The organism is Macrococcoides goetzii (assembly GCF_002742385.2).
GTDB lineage: Bacteria > Bacillota > Bacilli > Staphylococcales > Staphylococcaceae > Macrococcoides > Macrococcoides goetzii.
On the sequence record NZ_MJBI02000001.1, the window covers coordinates 137424 to 155060 of the forward strand.

Below are 17637 nucleotides of genomic sequence, written 5' to 3' on the forward strand. Positions count from 1 at the left end.
CTAGGTGAATTTGAATATAAATTAAGAAGCACAGGACTGATGTCCTGTGCTTCTTAGTTTATATTATTTATTATCATAGTTATGTGGATCAAAATTTCCCTTTTTAAATCCACCTTGTGCTGCATACATTATTGCTAATAATAAAAACCACAATGGTGATACGAATAATCCCATTCTCGTATCTTCAGCCATAAACAATAGACCGAACATAAATACAAAGAATAAAAGAATAGCGATAGCAGAAATTTTACCACCTGGTAATTTATAAATACTTGACTGATGTAATTGTGGTCTACGTTTTAAGTAAACAAGATATGCTGCAAGAATGATAGACCACACAACGATAAAGAACACTGTCGCAACAGTTGTTACTAATGTAAATACTGCATTTGCATTTGGCATAAAGTAATTCAGTAATACTGATAGTAATAACAACACGCTTGAGAATACTACTGCGTTGGCAGGTACACCTCCTTTATTCGTACGTTGGAAGAAACTATCGTTTCCTTTTGAATAGTTCTTACTTAACCCGAATAACATACGGCTGTTAGAGAAGATACCACTGTTACAAGATGAAGCTGCAGAAGTGATTACTACAAAGTTGATTAAGCTTGCTGCAAATCCAATGCCAATTAATCCGAAGAATTTAACGAAAGGACTTTCGTTCGGATCGATTTTATCCCAAGGTGTGATACTCATAATGATGATTAATGAACCAATATAGAACAATACAATACGCATTGGTACACTGTTAATTGCTCTTGGTAAAGTTTTTTCAGGGTCTTGGGTTTCACCGGCTGTTACACCGATTAACTCAATCCCAACGAAACTGAATATTGCCATCTGGAAGCTTAATAAGAATCCGTTCGTGCCATTCGGGAAGAATCCACCATGTGACCAAAGGTTTGTAATCGTTGCTACTCCAAAGTTTGTTTTAAAACCGATGACAATAAGCACAATACCTGTAATGATCAATGCAATGATTGTAATAACTTTAATCAATGCAAACCAAAATTCTAATTCTCCGAATAATTTAGCAGTTAATAAGTTTAAGAACATTAACACAAGAATACATAAAAGTGATGATAACCATGTCGGAAAGTCGGGCCACCAGAACTGCACATACTTAGCAATGGCTGTAACTTCCGCCATTCCAGTTACGACCCAACAGAACCAGTAAGTCCAGCCGGTAATATATCCTGCGAAGTCTCCTAGATAATCACGTGCAATATCAGTAAACGAATGATAGTTTGTATTAGATAATAGTAATTCTCCTAATGCTCTCATAAACAAGAATAAAAAGAGTCCGATAATTAAATAAGTAAATAAAATAGATGGACCAGCCAGGTTGATTGATTTTCCTGCACCTAAGAATAGTCCGGTACCAATTGCGCCCCCAATCGCAATCAGTTGAATATGTCGATTTGACAACGAACGTTGTAAATCATTTCGTTCTTCGATACTACGATTATGATTTGCCATACTAATCCCCATTTCATTTTTAGTATCTATATTATCTTACTAAAATCTGAAAATTACAAACATTTTTTAAAATATTCTTAATATTTTTAAGAATTAATTAAATGATAAAATTAAAATTTAAATATAAGTAAAAGTTATCACGTAAGATAAAAATTTTCTAAGTTCCTAATTCATTCACAAATGTGAGGACATTAGATATAATTGAGTTGTGAAAGCCGTTACATTTGGCATAACAAAAAATATGGTGCAAAGGGGAGTCAAAAATGGCAGAATTAGTGAAGGGCCTTGAAGGTATTGTTGCTTCAAACACTAAAGTAAGTTCAATTATTGGTGATCAACTTACTTATGCAGGTTATGAAATAGATGATTTAACAGAAAACGCAAAATTTGAAGAAGTTGTCTTCTTATTATGGAACTTCCGTTTACCGAATGCGGAAGAATTAGCTGATTTTAGAAAACAGTTATTTGAAAATATGACTTTGCATCCAAGAATGTACAGTCATTTTGAAGATTATGCAGCGGATCATGTACACCCTATGACAGGATTGCGTACATCATTATCTTATTTAGCACATTTTGATCCTCGTGCAGATGAATTTAATGAAGATGCACATATGAATAAAGCAATTCGTATTCAGGCTAAAGTAGCCTCACTTGTTGCAGCATTCGCTCGTGTTCGCCAAGGTAAAGAAGTCGTGAAGCCGAAAGAAGATTTAAGTTATGCTGCGAACTTCTTATATATGTTATTTGGTGAAGAACCAACAGCAGTACAGGAAGAAGGCTTCAATAAAGCGTTAATTCTTCATGCGGATCATGAATTAAACGCTTCTACATTTACAGCACGTGTTGCTGTTTCTACTTTATCTGACATGTATTCAGGTGTTGTCGCTGCAGCTGGCGCATTAAAAGGACCATTACATGGTGGTGCTAATGAACAGGTTATGAAGATGCTGGATGAAATTGGTTCATTAGATAATGTGGATAGCTATGTCGCAGATAAGATTGCTAAAAAAGAGAAGATTATGGGCTTTGGTCACCGTGTCTACAAAAATGGAGATCCACGTGCTAAATATTTAAAAGAAATGTCTAGAAGAATTACTGATGAAACTGGTCAAAAAGAATTATTTGATATGTCTGTGCGTATTGCCGATATCTTAAAAGAAGAAAAAGGTTTATTACCGAATGTTGATTTCTATTCAGCAACAGTTTATCACTCAATGGGTATTGAACATGATTTATTCACTCCAATCTTTGCAGTATCACGTACTTCTGGCTGGATTGCGCATATTTTAGAGCAATATAGTGATAATAGAATTATTCGTCCACGTGCAACTTATGTTGGTGAAGTTGGTCGTAAATATGTCCCGATTGAAGAAAGATAAAATGATTAAAAGTGCATTTATAAGGTAAACTAAAGTAAGAAATATTAATAATGGAGGCAAAATAAAAATGGCTGAAAAAATTACGAATAATAATGGCGTTTTAAACGTACCTAATAATCCAATCGTACCTTTTATTATCGGTGACGGAACAGGTCCGGATATTTGGAATGCTGCTGTTCGCGTATTAGATGCTGCGGTAGAAAAAGCATATAATAGTGAGAAAAAGATTGAATGGAAAGAAGTATTAGCAGGTCAAAAAGCATTCGATAACACAGGTGAATGGTTGCCACAAGAAACTTTAGATACTATTGAAGAATACTTAATCGCGATTAAAGGACCATTAACTACACCTATTGGTGGAGGTATCCGTTCTTTAAACGTAGCATTACGTCAGGAATTAGATTTATTCGTATGTCTACGTCCAGTACGTTACTTTGAAGGTGTTCCTTCACCTGTTAAACGTCCTGAAGATACTGATATGGTTATTTTCCGTGAAAATACTGAAGATATTTATGCTGGTATTGAGTACAAAGAAGGATCTGACGAAGTTAAGAAAGTGATTGAATTCCTACAAAATGAAATGGGTGCTAAAAATATCCGCTTCCCTGAAACTTCAGGTATCGGTATTAAACCAGTTTCTAAAGAGGGAACAGAACGTTTAGTTCGAGCAGCATTAAACTACGCGCTTGAGCAAGGTCGTAAGTCGTTAACATTAGTACACAAAGGGAATATCATGAAATTTACTGAAGGTGCTTTCAAACAGTGGGGTTATGATTTAGCTGAACGTGAATTTGGTGATAAAGTATTTACATGGAATCAATACGACAAAATTAAAGCTGAACAAGGTGCAGAAGCTGCGGATAAAGCGCAAAATGAAGCAATTGCTGCTGGTAAATTATTAGTGAAAGATTCAATCGCTGATATTTTCTTACAACAAATTTTAACGCGTCCAGCTGAGTTCGATGTTGTTGCTACAATGAACTTAAACGGTGACTACATTAGTGATGCATTAGCAGCACAAGTAGGTGGTATCGGTATTGCACCAGGTGCAAACATCAACTACGAAACTGGGCATGCTATCTTTGAAGCAACACATGGTACTGCACCAAAATATGCGGGATTAGATAAAGTAAATCCATCTTCTGTTATTTTAAGTGGTGTATTGATGTTAGATCATTTAGGATGGAAAGAAGCTGGAGAATTAATCACAAAAGCAATGGAGAAATCAATTGCTTCTAAAGTCGTAACGTATGACTTTGCACGTTTAATGGATGGTGCAACTGAAGTGAAATGTTCAGAGTTCGCTGACGAATTAATTAAAAATATGTAATGAGTAAAGTAGTCTAACTTTAAAGGATAGTATTATGAATGAAATTCATAGTTACTATCCTTTTTTTAAAATAATAAGGGGGATTAATCATGACAAAGAAAAAGATTTCGATTGTAGGAAGTGGTTTTACTGGTTCTACAGCTGCGTTTATTGCTGCAAGTAAAGGATTAGCTGATATTGTCCTTGTTGATACGTATGGAAGTCAAGATCCTACAACAGGAAAGGCATTAGATATTATGCAGGCGATGCCAATATTACATCAAAATGTCGACATAAAAGCAAGTGATGATTATGCCGATACGAGAGATTCAGATGTTGTATTGATAACTTCAGGTATCGCACGTAAACCAGGTATGACGCGTGATGATCTAGTTCAGACTAATCAAGGTATTGTAGAAGCTGCGACGAAAGAAATTGTAAAATACTCACCGAATTGTATAATTATCGTGCTTACGAATCCGGTAGATGCAATGACTTATGCTGTGTATAAAGCATCTGGATTTGAACCGAATCGTGTTATCGGTCAATCAGGTGTGCTGGATACAGCTCGCTTTAGAACATTTGTAGCACAATCATTAGATGTGGCAGTGACTGATGTTACTGGATTTGTGTTAGGAGGACACGGTGATACGATGGTGCCATTAATCCGTTATTCATCGGTGAGTGGCGTACCGATTGGAGACTTAATGGATGAAGCAACAATTGATGGCATCATTGAAAGAACGCGTAATGGCGGTGCTGAAATTGTAAATTTATTAGGCACGGGATCTGCTTATTATGCACCAGCTGCGGCGATGATTGAGATGGCTGAAGCAATTATCAATGATAGTAACCGTGTATTGCCAGCTATTGCATATTTAAATGGTGAATATAAACAGGAAGATATTTATATCGGTGTACCAGTTAAGTTAAATAAAGATGGAGTTGAGCGCGTCGTTGAATTGCAACTTACAGATGAAGAACAACAAGCATTTAATAAGTCTGCAGATGCTGTTAAAGATACGATCCAATCATTAAAGTCTTCAAATTAATATGAATATTTTAAACGATAGATTGATAATCCTTCTAATTGTAAAGAGAATGTAAATTATTCTGTTATAGCTTGAAGAATGTTGATTTGTTGTAGCATTTCAATATTCTTTTAATATATAATGAATATGATAATTATTTGGAGGGATTGGATGAGTCAAAAGGTTCTGGTAGTAGACGATGAACAATCTATCGTAACTTTACTACAATATAATTTGCAACAATCAGGATTCGAAGTTGTAACAGCTTATGATGGTGAAGAAGGCCTAGAAAAGATTTTCAGTGAAAAACCAGATATCGTAGTATTAGATTTAATGTTACCTAAAATGGACGGCGTAGAAGTATGTAAATCTGTTAGAAACGAGAAAAATCAAGTACCGATCTTAATGTTAACTGCCAAAGATGATGAATTTGATAAAGTACTTGGATTAGAATTAGGTGCAGATGATTATATGACGAAACCGTTTTCTCCAAGGGAAGTTATTGCTCGAATAAAAGCGATTCTTCGTCGATCAAACACGATTAAGACAGTCGAAGATGAAAAGGATAATAAAGAAATTATTATCGGTAAGATTAAAGTATTACCTGAACATTTTGAAGCTTATCGTAATGATGTATTGCTTGATTTAACACCTAAAGAATTTGAATTATTAATATATTTGATAGAACGTCAAGGAAGAGTAATTACACGTGAACATATGCTTAATTCAGTCTGGAACTACGAGTTTGCTGGTGATTCTCGCATCGTTGATGTACATATTAGTCACTTAAGAGAAAAGATAGAAGATAATCCAAAACAGCCACAATACATTAAGACTGTTCGAGGTCTTGGATATAAATTAGAAAGTCCAAAACGCGAATGATCAGTTTTAAAAGTAAATTGTTATTAATACTTACAACAGTTATTGTTGTAAGTTTTCTTTTACTGGGAACACTTTTGTATCTTACGCTTGCGAAGCAATTTATTGATGGAGATAAAGCAGGGTTAACAAAAGATGCAAAGATCTTTGAAGCGTATGTAAGTGGCGACAAACGTGTTGAAGATTTAATACATGAATATGAAAAATCATACAATTCATCAATTCTTATTCTCGATAAAGATCAGCATATTATTTATAAAACGTCTGGGATATCGAAACATGAATTTGATCGTTTTATTACAAAATATACATTAGAAAATAAAGATAAAGTAAATTATCGTTATGATGGTTCAAACGAGAAAAGTTTACTGCGTTATAAGAATAAACAAACTGTATATATTTTGAGTGAAATAAAAACAATCAATGACATTGAAGAGATCATCATAAAATATTTTGGTATCGGATTATTATGTATGCTTCCGATAATATTTATCATTGTACGTTATATCAATAAAAGCTATATCCAGCCGATTAAAGAAGTGACATATGCTTCAAAGTTATTATCTGACGGTAATTATAAAGTACGCGTACCTGAAAGTAGTGTTACTGAGACAAAAGATTTATTTAGATCTACAAATATTCTAGCCAGAACACTCCAGAATCTGAACAATGAGCAGAAATTACAACGTAATCGATTAGAGACAACATTACAGAATATTCCAAGTGCAACAATGCTTGTAAACAATCATGGAGAAGTGGCAATTGCCAACGAAACATATATTAATCTTTTTAATAAACGTCAACCGATAACGCATGGTCATTATGAAACAGTAATTAAAAATCAATCGATTAAACAGATGATTAAAGAAGCGATAGCGATAGAAAAACCGGTCAACGATACATTGAATATTACAGTAAACGTCCACAAGAAATATTTTGATGTTGCTGTAGTACCAGTACTATCAAAGAAACGAAAGAAAATAGAAGGTATCGTTATCGTATTACACGACATTACTCAACTTAAGTCTTTAGAACAGATGCGTAAAGACTTCGTGGCAAATGTATCTCATGAATTAAAGACACCGATCACTAGTATCAAAGGCTTTACTGAAACATTAATCGATGGAGCTAAAAATGAGCCTGAAACACTTGATATGTTTTTAGAGATTATTTTGAAAGAGTCTAATCGTATCCAGGTGCTTGTAAGTGAATTACTCGAACTGTCTAAAATTGAACAGGCGAATCATTTTGAAATGACGAAAGTCAATTTACCTCAAAAAGTATTTAACAGCGTTGAAGTTGTGCACCCACTCGCAGAAAAGAAAAATATTAAATTTAACCTGGATTTCGAAAAAGACTTATATGTGTTAGCTGAATCAAGCAAATTAAAACAAGTCGTAATAAATCTATTATCGAATGCGATTAATTATTCATACGAAGACGCTACGATTACGGTAAAAGTTTATCAGAAAGATCGTAATTGTATATTAGAGATAACAGATGAAGGCATCGGTATTGCACCAGAAGAACAACTACGTATCTTTGAAAGATTCTATCGCGTAGATAAAGCACGTAGCCGTGATTCAGGTGGTACAGGATTAGGGCTTGCGATCGTAAAGCACATTGTAGAAGTCTTTAAAGGCGAAATCGAAGTGGAAAGTGAAGTAGGTGTAGGTACTACTTTTAGAGTAATTTTAAAACAACATTTATATTAATATTTCATTATTTATATTAATATTTATTTTACAACTTGAAACTTTACTTCATATTTACTTCACCTTTACATTAAATTAACAATGTTCAACTATAATTGCACATAGACCCCTTCATTTTAGAAGAAGATAAACACAAGTGATCCTGAAGCAATCACTTGTGTTTTTTTATTTTCAAAATGCTGTCCCTTTAAATATGTCCTGAATTCAAGATATGATAGACTATAAGAGACATACGATGGAGGTAGAAGAATGAAAGAAAAACTAATATTAATTGATGGAAATAGTATCGCGTTTCGTGCCTTTTATGCATTACCTTTACTAAAGAATTCATCAGAGTTACATACGAATGCAATTTATGGTTTTACGTTAATTTTAGAAAAGTTAATTAAAGAAGAAAAACCAACGCATTTCTTAATCGCATTTGATGCAGGGAAGACAACATTTAGACATGCAACGTTTGGAGAATATAAAGGAGGACGTCAGAAGACACCTCAGGAATTAAGTGAACAATTCCCGCACATTAGACGACTTGCAGAAGCTTACCAAATAAAGCATTACGAATTAGATAATTATGAAGCAGACGATATTATCGGAACACTTTCAAAAGAAGCAGCCGAACAAAAGATGGAAACAATTATCGTAACCGGTGACCGAGATTTAACGCAACTCGTCAATGATTATGTAACCGTTTATTACACTAAAAAAGGTGTTACAGATATTGATAAATATACACCTCAATTCATTCAAGAAAAATATGGATTTGGTGCTGAGAAAATTATCGATCTTAAAGGCTTAATGGGTGATAAGTCGGATAATATCCCTGGCGTACCTGGTGTCGGAGAAAAGACAGCGATTAAATTGTTATTAGAATATGATACTGTTGAGGGTGTAATTGCGAATTTAGATAAGATTACTGCGAAGAAACTTAATGAAAATCTTACAAATCATCAAGAGGATGCCATCATGAGTAAGCAACTTGCAACAATTGAGACGAATGCACCGATAGAAGTAACATTAGCTGATACTGTCATTCCGGATAAAGATGAAACGAAAAAAATTGAACTGTTCAGAGAATTAGAATTTAAGCAAATGCTGGAAAATCTTGATACAACAAGTCAAATTGAGAGCAGTAAAGAAATCGTAATTAATGGCGATTATCAGTCATTTGAATTTAAATCCATTGATGCTATAGCGCTACACTTAAAATGCTATCAGGACAATTATTTGAAGAATGAAATATTAGGATTAGGTATTATATACAATGACGAAACATTTGTTGTACAACCTGAAGATATTACGAAGAATAAGTCATTTATCACATTGCTGGAAGATGAAAATGTAAAAAAACATGTGTATGATGCGAAAGCAGTTAAAGTAATGTTCGAACGCTTATCCATAAATGTTGAAGGTATCGCCTTTGATACGATGCTGGCCAATTATTTATTGAATCCATCATCTACAGTGGTTGATGTAGCGCAACTCGGACATGATTTTGGATTAAACTATGTGGAATCTGATGATCATATTTTCGGTAAAGGTGCGAAAGCGCATGTACCTGACAGAGAAATTTTGTATCAGCACATTGCAAATGAAGTGCATCTTATAAATGACGTAACACCTATGATTAAAGAAAAGCTAATTGCCCATGAACAACTCGCGCTACATGACGAACTTGAATTACCACTTGCTCTAGTGCTTGCAAAGATGGAACTTCAAGGTATTAAAGTGAATAAAGAGACATTAATTGAGATGCAAGGTGAAATACAAGAAAGATTAGATGCTTTAACAGAAAGTATCTATAATCATGCCGGCAAATCATTTAATGTTAACTCACCGAAACAACTAGGTGTGATTCTATTTGAAGAGTTAAAGTTACCGATTATTAAGAAGACGAAGACAGGTTATTCAACAGCTGTGGATGTGTTAGAAAAGTTACAAGGTAGTCATGCGATTATCGATGATATTTTAGTATATCGTACATTATCTAAACTACAATCAACGTACGTCGAAGGGTTACAACGATTAATAGGTGATGATGAGAAGATTCATACACGATTTAATCAGGTTATCGCACAAACGGGTCGTCTATCTTCAATAGATCCGAACCTGCAGAATATACCGGTTAGATTAGACGAAGGTAGAAAGATTAGAAAAGCTTTCGTTCCGAGTGGAGATGACATGGTAATCTTTGCTGCCGATTATTCTCAAATTGAATTGCGTGTCCTTGCTCACATTACAGAAGATGCGAGTATGATGGAAGCATTTACACATGGTATTGATATTCATACGAAGACAGCGATGGAAGTTTTTGATGTTGAAAAAGATGAGGTAGACAGCAATATGCGTCGTCAGGCAAAAGCTGTTAACTTTGGTATTGTTTACGGCATTAGTGATTATGGTCTTAGTCAAAGTTTAGGTATCACACGAAAAGCAGCACAACAATTTATCGATGATTATCTGGATAGCTTCCCGAAAGTGAAACAATATATGGATGATATTATTCAGAAAGCGAAGCAGGATGGTTATGTAACTACAATTATGCAGCGAAGAAGATATATTCCTGATATTACGAGTAAGAACTTTAATTTAAGAGGATTTGCAGAAAGAACTGCGATGAATACGCCAATCCAGGGTAGTGCAGCAGATATTATTAAACTTGCGATGGTACAGTTTGATAAAGCGCTGAAAGAGACAAACTTTAAAGCGAAGATGTTATTACAAGTACACGATGAATTGATCTTTGAAGTTCCAAAAGATGAAATAGATGCGTTTAGTCTATTTGTAAAAGATATTATGGAGCATGCAATTGAACTTAATGTACCACTTGAAGTAGAATATGATTCTGGTGAAAGTTGGTATGAAGCAAAGTAGGTGGAAATATGCCGGAACTACCGGAAGTCGAACATGTGGTAAGAGGTTTAAGACCGCATGTGTTAAATAAAGCAATAATAAACGTAGCATTCTCAGAAGCGGTTAAACGTGGTAAAGCACAAGGTAAAGAAACAATCATTAAGCAGATTGAGCTGGATGACTTTAAGGCCATTGTAAGTAATACAGTTATTGAAAGCGTAAACCGTAGAAGTAAATATATTATTTTTGAATTAATGAAACCAGGAAGCCATTTCATAGAGCAAGAACAAGTATTAGAGCAGCAACAAACATCTAAAATATATTTAGTCGGCCATTTAGGGATGGCCGGCGCTTTCTTTGTGAAAAGCAGTATTGAAGAAATTCCGATCTCAAATTATAAGAAACACTGGCATGTTCAGTTTGAATTATCAGATGGACAGAAGATGATCTATTCAGATATCAGGCGTTTTGGAGAATTTAAAATACTAGATGAAGCAGCTTTTGCAACCTTTGATCAGGCTATTGCACCAGAACCTTTTGAAAATAACGCAATGGCACATTTCATACAGCAATCGAAACTCAATAAATATATGAATAAACCGATTAAACAGGTCATTATGGATCATGGTGTTGTAAGTGGATGTGGCAATATATATGCATGTGAAGCATTACATTTAGCAGGTATTTTACCGACGCATATTACACATACATTATCCACTCAGAAAAAGAAGAAACTCTTTTCAGCGATAGTGGACGTATTGAATAAAGGTATCGAATATGGAGGATCCAGTATTTCGGACTATCGCAATGTAGAAGGTGAAAGCGGCAATATGCAAAGTAAATTTAATGTGTATGGCTTAAAGCAATGTAAGATATGTAATAGTGATATAACGACACAAGTGATTGCAACAAGAAATACGCATTTCTGCGAAAAATGTCAAAAGTAGGTGTGAATGTGACAGTTATAGGTTTAACAGGTGGTATCGCAAGTGGGAAGTCGACAGTCGCAAAATATTTAGCGGACAATGGATTCATCATTGTTGATGCAGATATTGCAAGTCGCAAAGCAGTCGAAGCAGGATCATCTGGATTAGAAGAAATTAGAACAGTATTTGGAGATGGAGTAATACAGGAAGACGGAACGTTAAATAGAAAAGCACTCGGTGAGATAATCTTTAAAGATAAAAATCAACGAGAAAAGTTAAATGCGATCGTTCATCCACGTGTAAGAGATATTATGGAAGCGGAAAAAGAAGCGGGGCTAGCACTTGATAAACCCGTAGTAATGGACATACCATTACTTTTTGAAAATAGATTAGAGCATACAGTTGATGAAGTTTGGGTGGTTTATGTTCCAAAAGAAGTTCAGATTGAAAGATTAATGGCACGTAATCAGTTATCATTGGAAGAAGCTGTGTCAAGAGTATCATCACAACTATCAATTGAAGAAAAGAAACAAAAAGCTGATAAAGTCATTGATAATAGCGGTAGCTTACAATCATTGTATCATCAACTGGAATTGCTCATTCAACCCTATGTATAAACGTTAATTTTAAGAAAATTATGAAAATAATTTTCTTAAAGAAAACGCTTCCTTAACGCAATCATTGTGCTATACTAATGAAAGAGATTAGTATAACACATTGCGAAGGAGAAGATATGATGAAAACAAGAGTAGCGATTAATGGGTTAGGAAGAATTGGAAGAATGGTGTTCCGTGCAGCACTATTAAATGATAATTTAGAAGTAGTTGCGATCAACGCGAGCTATCCTCCAGAAACACTAGCACATTTAACTAAGTACGACACTACTCATGGTAAGTTTGAATTAGATGTAGAACCTGGTGACAATGCTTTAATCGTTGATGGTAAAGAAATTAAATTAGTTTCCGAACGTAATCCAGAATTATTACCATGGAAAGAGTTAAATATTGATATTGTTATCGAAGCAACTGGTAAATTTAATGATGCAGAGAAAGCGTCAGCTCATATTAAAGCAGGTGCGAAGAAAGTATTATTAACAGCTCCAGGTAAAGGAAATGTTCAAACAATCGTTCGCGGTGTGAACTGTGCACAATTAGATGTAGATACATATGATGTTATTTCAAATGCTTCATGTACTACAAACTGCTTAGCGCCAGTAGCGAAAGTGTTAAATGATAAATTCGGAATTAAGAACGGATTAATGACGACAGTTCATGCGTATACAAATGACCAAAAGAACTTAGACAATCCACATAAAGATTTACGCCGTGCACGTGCATGTGCTCAAAGTATTATTCCAACTTCTACAGGTGCAGCGAAAGCTTTAGCATTAGTATTACCTGAATTAAAAGGTAAATTACATGGAATGGCGTTACGTGTACCTACAACAAACGTATCTTTAGTAGACTTAGTTGTAGATTTAGAGAAAGAAGTAACTGTTGAAGAAGTAAATGAAGCGCTTAAAGCATCTGCTGACAACGAACTTAAAGGTATTTTAGATGTAACTTATGAGCCGTTAGTATCAGTAGACTTTAATACAAATCCACATAGCTCAATTGTAGATGGATTATCAACAATCGTTATGGAAGGATCTAAAGTGAAAGTATTATCTTGGTATGATAATGAATGGGGTTACTCAACCCGTGTTGTAGAATTAGCAGTATTAATGGGTGAAAAATTAGCGAATTAATCTAGAAAATGAGACATCTCTCTTGATTGAGAGGTGTTTTTATTTTATATAAAAAGTTAAAATAGAGAAAAGATGTGTATTGAAAGTATAGTTATTAAAGTTAATCAGGAGAAGCTTATGAGAAAAATATTCGAATTAAAAGACAAAAATTTTGATGATAATCAATTATCACTTACAGCAAAACTATCCGTTGAGGATGAACTAGTAGAAGTAGAATTTACTTTAAAAAGTTCAGCAATTTCTATTCCTGTTACAACATATTTTATGGATATAGATTTACCGGTATTTAATAATTTACTGGAAATAGGTGACCATTATTTTACTGAACCAAATATCTGGATTACTACAATTGATGTTTCTGGAGAAGATGTCACTTTTTATATAAATATAGACTATGGTGAGTTGACGTCGTACGTGGCAACTGAATCTGGATTTTCATTAAGAATGAATGTGAGTAGAAATGAATTTGTGATGTTCTTTAGCAATATAAGTAGTTTGATAACATAAGATAAAGAATAAGACATCTCTATTGATTGAGAGGTGTTTTTATTTTATATAAAAAGTTAAAATGGAGTAAAGATGTACGGAGAAAGGCTGAGGATGATGAGTACAGTTTGGTCTAGCAAAATTCAAGGAATCGATACGTTATATTTAAGCCGCAAATTAAGATTTGATGATCGTTTTAAATATGATTATATGAAACACTTTGATTTACCACAATCTGATATAAAAGTTCTTGAAATTGGTTGTGGACCTGGCGCTCTTAGTGAGTCATTAAAACGTTGGTATCCGAACGCTGAAATAACAGGTGTGGACAGAGATGAATTATTTATTCAGTTTGCCAAAGATAATATAAATAATGTTAACTTTATTATTGGAGATATCAGTAAGCTGCCGTTTGATGATGAAAGCTTTGATGTTGTGATTTCAAACACAGTATGTGAACATGTTGAAACTTCTGTATTCTTCAATGAACAAAGACGTATCTTAAAGCCTGAAGGTATTTGTATCTGTTTATCAAATGTAACTAATATTAGAAGATTAGCGAAGTGTATTGAGAATGATGTATTTGAGAATAATTTCTGGGCAAAGCTTGAGACAGATAGAAATGAATTAGCATCTTATAATTTAGCAAAATATAAATTGAATGAAGCGGAACTGTCAAAGCAGATGGAACAATATAAATTTCATAATGTAAGTTCTGATTATGTAACGCAACAGTTTACACCGGACCATCCTGCAAGTGATCGAACGTGGGCGATAACGATAATTGAATCTGAACTTAAAACGAAAGTAGAAATATTGAATCGTGTTAGAAATCAAAATAAAGATAATCTATTTTTTGAACAAGTTGATAAAATGATACAACGTGTAAATCAGAAGTATGCTGAGCGTATGCGTTTATATGACTTTGGTGAAAAACAATGGGATACAAATATTATTACGACGCATATATTAAGAGGGATGAAGTAATGTCTGCTAATAGAAATTAATATTTAATAAAATATTTTAAAATTTTATAGAATTGACTATTTATTCATAAGTTTTTCAGAATTGACGCTTATATTTTTATTAAGCAGGATTAGTAATCTCAATCTGCTTAATAAAATATGAGAGAAGGTAATAATATGATAGGAAATTTCGGTTCATTATTAATGGTTTTTGCAATGTGTTTATTAGGATTAGCATTTATACTTGCGGTAAGTTTCATTTTTATGCATTTCATTGATCATGATTCAAATATTAATAATAAAAAAATATTTACTAAAAAACGTAATATCATACTTGTATATCTAATGTTAGGTTATATTATTTTTTACGCATTGGGCTTATATTTAGTTAATTAAGATGTGAGGGATCTTTATGAAAGGGATTAATATTCTCATTGTTGAAGACGATAGTATTATTGCTTCAAGCATAAAACGATTAATAGAATTAAAAGGTGCAAAAGTATTTGTTAATCCGACAGGGGAAAATGTAATTGAGCAGTTAGATGATATCCATCTTATTTTGATGGATATCATGTTACCATTTGATAATGGAATTGAACTGACAAAGATAATTAGAAAAGGTAATAATAATATCCCTATTATTTTTTTATCTGCAAGGAATGATATTGAAAGCAAATTAGATGGGTTAAGGAATGGCGAAGATTATTTAACAAAACCTTTTCATCCGTTAGAACTAATTGCAAGAATTGAAAATATAATAAATTTTACATATTCAAAATCTATGGACAATTTTTATGATTTTCAAATTGATATAATAAATAAAATGGTATTTGATGGCCACGATAATGAAATAGAATTTTCAAAAACAGAAAGAAATTTATTCTTTTATTTATTTCAGAATAAAAATGTCATTTTAGAAAAAGAAAAAATAATTGATTATGTATGGCCAAAAGGTGATACATATGAAAATAGTTTAAATGTTTATATTAAAAAGTTAAGAGATAAGTTAAATGATCATGATGGTAAAATTATTCATACAATTTATGGTATAGGTTATAGGTTGAATGAGAATGAAAAATAAAAAGCTATTGAAAAAGTATTTTTATATTATGGCATTTGGTGTATTTTTGATTCCTGTTACTTTTATATTATTAAATTATTTATTCTTATTAACTTATACTGGTTTTACTTATGTCTTTAACTTTGATTGGAAATTTCAAAGTTCATTCTTTTACGTCAATTTTTATATTTTTTATTTTATCTTTTTGTTATTTCTAGTCTGGATAGGGTCTAAGTATTTTGAAAAGGTAATATCTAGAATTAATAATATCCACTCTACTGTTGAACGTATAACATATGATGAAAGTTTTCCTGACAAGTTAATATATCATTTAGATAGTGAAGATGAAATTAATGCCTTATCAGGTGCAATTAATAAATTGATTGATAGATTGAGGTTTAAGGAGGCGTTATTAGAACAGCAAAATAAAACGAAAAAGGAACATATTAAACAATTATCTCATGATATCAACACTCCGCTTACTGCGATAATGTTAGAACTTTATGAACTCGCTATTGAATATGAAATACCTGAAGAAAAAACCAATCAAATATATTCTAAGATAATGTACACTAATCAATTAGTGAAGAAAGTTTCTGAAACAGAAGAAATTGATTACATAGATCAGTATATTTTTATGGTTGATTGTAGCATAGATTCATTTGTAATAAATTCATTAATGAAGTGGAATTATTTATTAGAGAAGAATAAAATAAGTATTAAAACGAATTTGGATGAAAATGTAATTTGGAAATCAGAAGCTTTGTTTTTTGAAAGATTATTAGATAATATTTTTTCAAATATTATTAGACATTCACATACTGAAAAATTAATTATAAATCTTAACCAAAATAAATTGGAGATTATTGATTTTGGTATAGGGTATGACGTGAATCAAGTTTCTAATGATACTAAAGGAAATAAAATAATAAGAAATATATGTGAGAAGTTAAATATAGAATTGAACATAATGTCCTCAAATAAGGGTACAAGATACTTATTAGTATATCGATAAACTTATATTCAATATTTCAGCTGAAATTTATTGGATTTAGATGTTTTTATCATTGAATTAAGTTCGGAAAACTCATTTCTTAAAATGAAATTTTGTATATGTTATACTATTCACTATTATGTTGATAGTGAGGTATGTTATGAACTGGATTAAAATTATCGTTGCGGCGATTTTTGAGATGTGCTGGGTAATTGGTCTAGCCCATGCTGATAATTCGTATGAGTGGATACTTACTGTTATCAGTGTTTCGATCAGTTTCTATTTGTTGCTGAATGCATCGAAATATTTACCTGTTGGTACAAGCTACGCTGTATTCGTTGGTCTTGGCGCAACGTTAGTAACGATTGCAGATGTAGTATTTTTCAATGAGCCGTTAGGTTTTGAGAAAGTTATATTAATTAGTGTATTAATTATCGGTGTCATCGGCCTTAAGATGGCAACACCAGAGGAGGCGAAGTAATGTATTGGTTAATTTTAGTACTTGCCGGTATCTTTGAAATGCTGGGTGTTGTCGTGATTAATATGTATTCAAATACACATCAAAAGCGTTATGTTTTATTGCTGATATTTACATTTGCATGTAGTCTTTATTTTCTTTCCGTTGCGTTAATCGCAATTCCGATGAGTACTGCATATGCTATATGGACGGGTATTGGTGCAGTAGGTGGAGCAATTGTAGGGGTTTTGTTTTACGGAGAATCGAAGAATGTATTACGTTTATTTTTTATGGGCTTAATTTTAGCGAGTACTATTGGATTGAAGTTGTTGCATTAAAAGTGAAGTGTCACAT

Annotated in this window: 17 protein-coding genes; 16 read left to right on the forward strand and 1 reads right to left on the reverse strand. The window is 32.9% G+C overall.

Going from position 1 to position 17637, the window contains the following annotated elements; translation table 11 throughout:
- Positions 1-63 precede the first annotated feature (63 nt).
- Positions 64-1482, reverse strand: a complete 1419-nt coding sequence (locus tag BFS35_RS00710; protein ID WP_099579921.1) for an amino acid permease — start codon at positions 1480-1482, stop codon at positions 64-66.
- A 263-nt stretch (positions 1483-1745) separates the two neighbouring features.
- Between BFS35_RS00710 and BFS35_RS00715 the strand changes: the two genes are divergently transcribed.
- The 16 genes from BFS35_RS00715 to BFS35_RS00790 all read left to right on the forward strand — a co-directional run bounded on the left by BFS35_RS00715 (position 1746) and on the right by BFS35_RS00790 (position 17621).
- Positions 1746-2864: a citrate synthase gene (locus BFS35_RS00715; protein WP_099579923.1), complete on the forward strand. Its 1119-nt coding sequence runs from the start codon at positions 1746-1748 to the stop codon at positions 2862-2864.
- A 61-nt stretch (positions 2865-2925) separates the two neighbouring features.
- Positions 2926-4194, forward strand: coding sequence for an NADP-dependent isocitrate dehydrogenase (gene icd, locus BFS35_RS00720; protein ID WP_099579926.1), 1269 nt, complete (start codon positions 2926-2928; stop codon positions 4192-4194).
- Positions 4195-4283: 89 nt separating this feature from the next.
- Complete coding sequence (gene mdh, locus BFS35_RS00725; RefSeq protein ID WP_099579928.1) at positions 4284-5225, forward strand: malate dehydrogenase; 942 nt, start codon at positions 4284-4286, stop codon at positions 5223-5225.
- 150 nt (positions 5226-5375) lie between these two features.
- Complete coding sequence (locus BFS35_RS00730) at positions 5376-6086, forward strand: response regulator transcription factor (protein WP_099579930.1); 711 nt, start codon at positions 5376-5378, stop codon at positions 6084-6086.
- A complete protein-coding gene (pnpS, locus tag BFS35_RS00735; protein ID WP_099579932.1) occupies positions 6083-7798 on the forward strand; it encodes a two-component system histidine kinase PnpS in 1716 nt (571 codons plus the stop codon). The genes BFS35_RS00730 and pnpS overlap by 4 nt, the downstream gene beginning before the upstream one ends.
- Before the next feature lie 249 nt (positions 7799-8047).
- On the forward strand, positions 8048-10669 hold the full coding sequence (gene polA / locus BFS35_RS00740; RefSeq protein ID WP_099579933.1) for a DNA polymerase I: 2622 nt from the start codon (positions 8048-8050) through the stop codon (positions 10667-10669).
- Between the two features lie 8 nt (positions 10670-10677).
- On the forward strand, positions 10678-11595 hold the full coding sequence (mutM, locus tag BFS35_RS00745) for a bifunctional DNA-formamidopyrimidine glycosylase/DNA-(apurinic or apyrimidinic site) lyase (RefSeq protein WP_099579935.1): 918 nt from the start codon (positions 10678-10680) through the stop codon (positions 11593-11595).
- Entirely contained in the window at positions 11583-12191 is a 609-nt protein-coding gene (gene coaE, locus BFS35_RS00750) for a dephospho-CoA kinase (protein WP_099579937.1), read from the forward strand. The genes mutM and coaE overlap by 13 nt, the downstream gene beginning before the upstream one ends.
- A 119-nt stretch (positions 12192-12310) precedes the next feature.
- Positions 12311-13321, forward strand: a complete 1011-nt coding sequence (locus BFS35_RS00755; RefSeq protein WP_099579939.1) for a glyceraldehyde-3-phosphate dehydrogenase — start codon at positions 12311-12313, stop codon at positions 13319-13321.
- Between the two features lie 117 nt (positions 13322-13438).
- A complete protein-coding gene (locus BFS35_RS00760) occupies positions 13439-13828 on the forward strand; it encodes a hypothetical protein (protein WP_099579941.1) in 390 nt (129 codons plus the stop codon).
- Between the two features lie 93 nt (positions 13829-13921).
- A complete protein-coding gene (locus tag BFS35_RS00765; protein WP_158554219.1) occupies positions 13922-14794 on the forward strand; it encodes a class I SAM-dependent methyltransferase in 873 nt (290 codons plus the stop codon).
- Positions 14795-14949: 155 nt separating this feature from the next.
- Complete coding sequence (locus BFS35_RS00770; RefSeq protein ID WP_099579946.1) at positions 14950-15168, forward strand: hypothetical protein; 219 nt, start codon at positions 14950-14952, stop codon at positions 15166-15168.
- A gap of 16 nt (positions 15169-15184) precedes the next feature.
- On the forward strand, positions 15185-15853 hold the full coding sequence (locus BFS35_RS00775; RefSeq protein ID WP_099579948.1) for a response regulator transcription factor: 669 nt from the start codon (positions 15185-15187) through the stop codon (positions 15851-15853).
- On the forward strand, positions 15843-16847 hold the full coding sequence (locus tag BFS35_RS00780; protein WP_099579950.1) for a sensor histidine kinase: 1005 nt from the start codon (positions 15843-15845) through the stop codon (positions 16845-16847). Before BFS35_RS00775 ends, BFS35_RS00780 begins: the two co-directional genes overlap by 11 nt.
- Before the next feature lie 139 nt (positions 16848-16986).
- Entirely contained in the window at positions 16987-17307 is a 321-nt protein-coding gene (locus tag BFS35_RS00785; protein ID WP_099579952.1) for a DMT family transporter, read from the forward strand.
- Positions 17307-17621 carry a DMT family transporter gene (locus BFS35_RS00790; RefSeq protein WP_099579954.1) on the forward strand — a complete coding sequence of 105 codons (315 nt, stop codon included), beginning with the start codon at positions 17307-17309 and terminating at the stop codon, positions 17619-17621. The genes BFS35_RS00785 and BFS35_RS00790 overlap by 1 nt, the downstream gene beginning before the upstream one ends.
- Positions 17622-17637 lie beyond the last annotated feature (16 nt).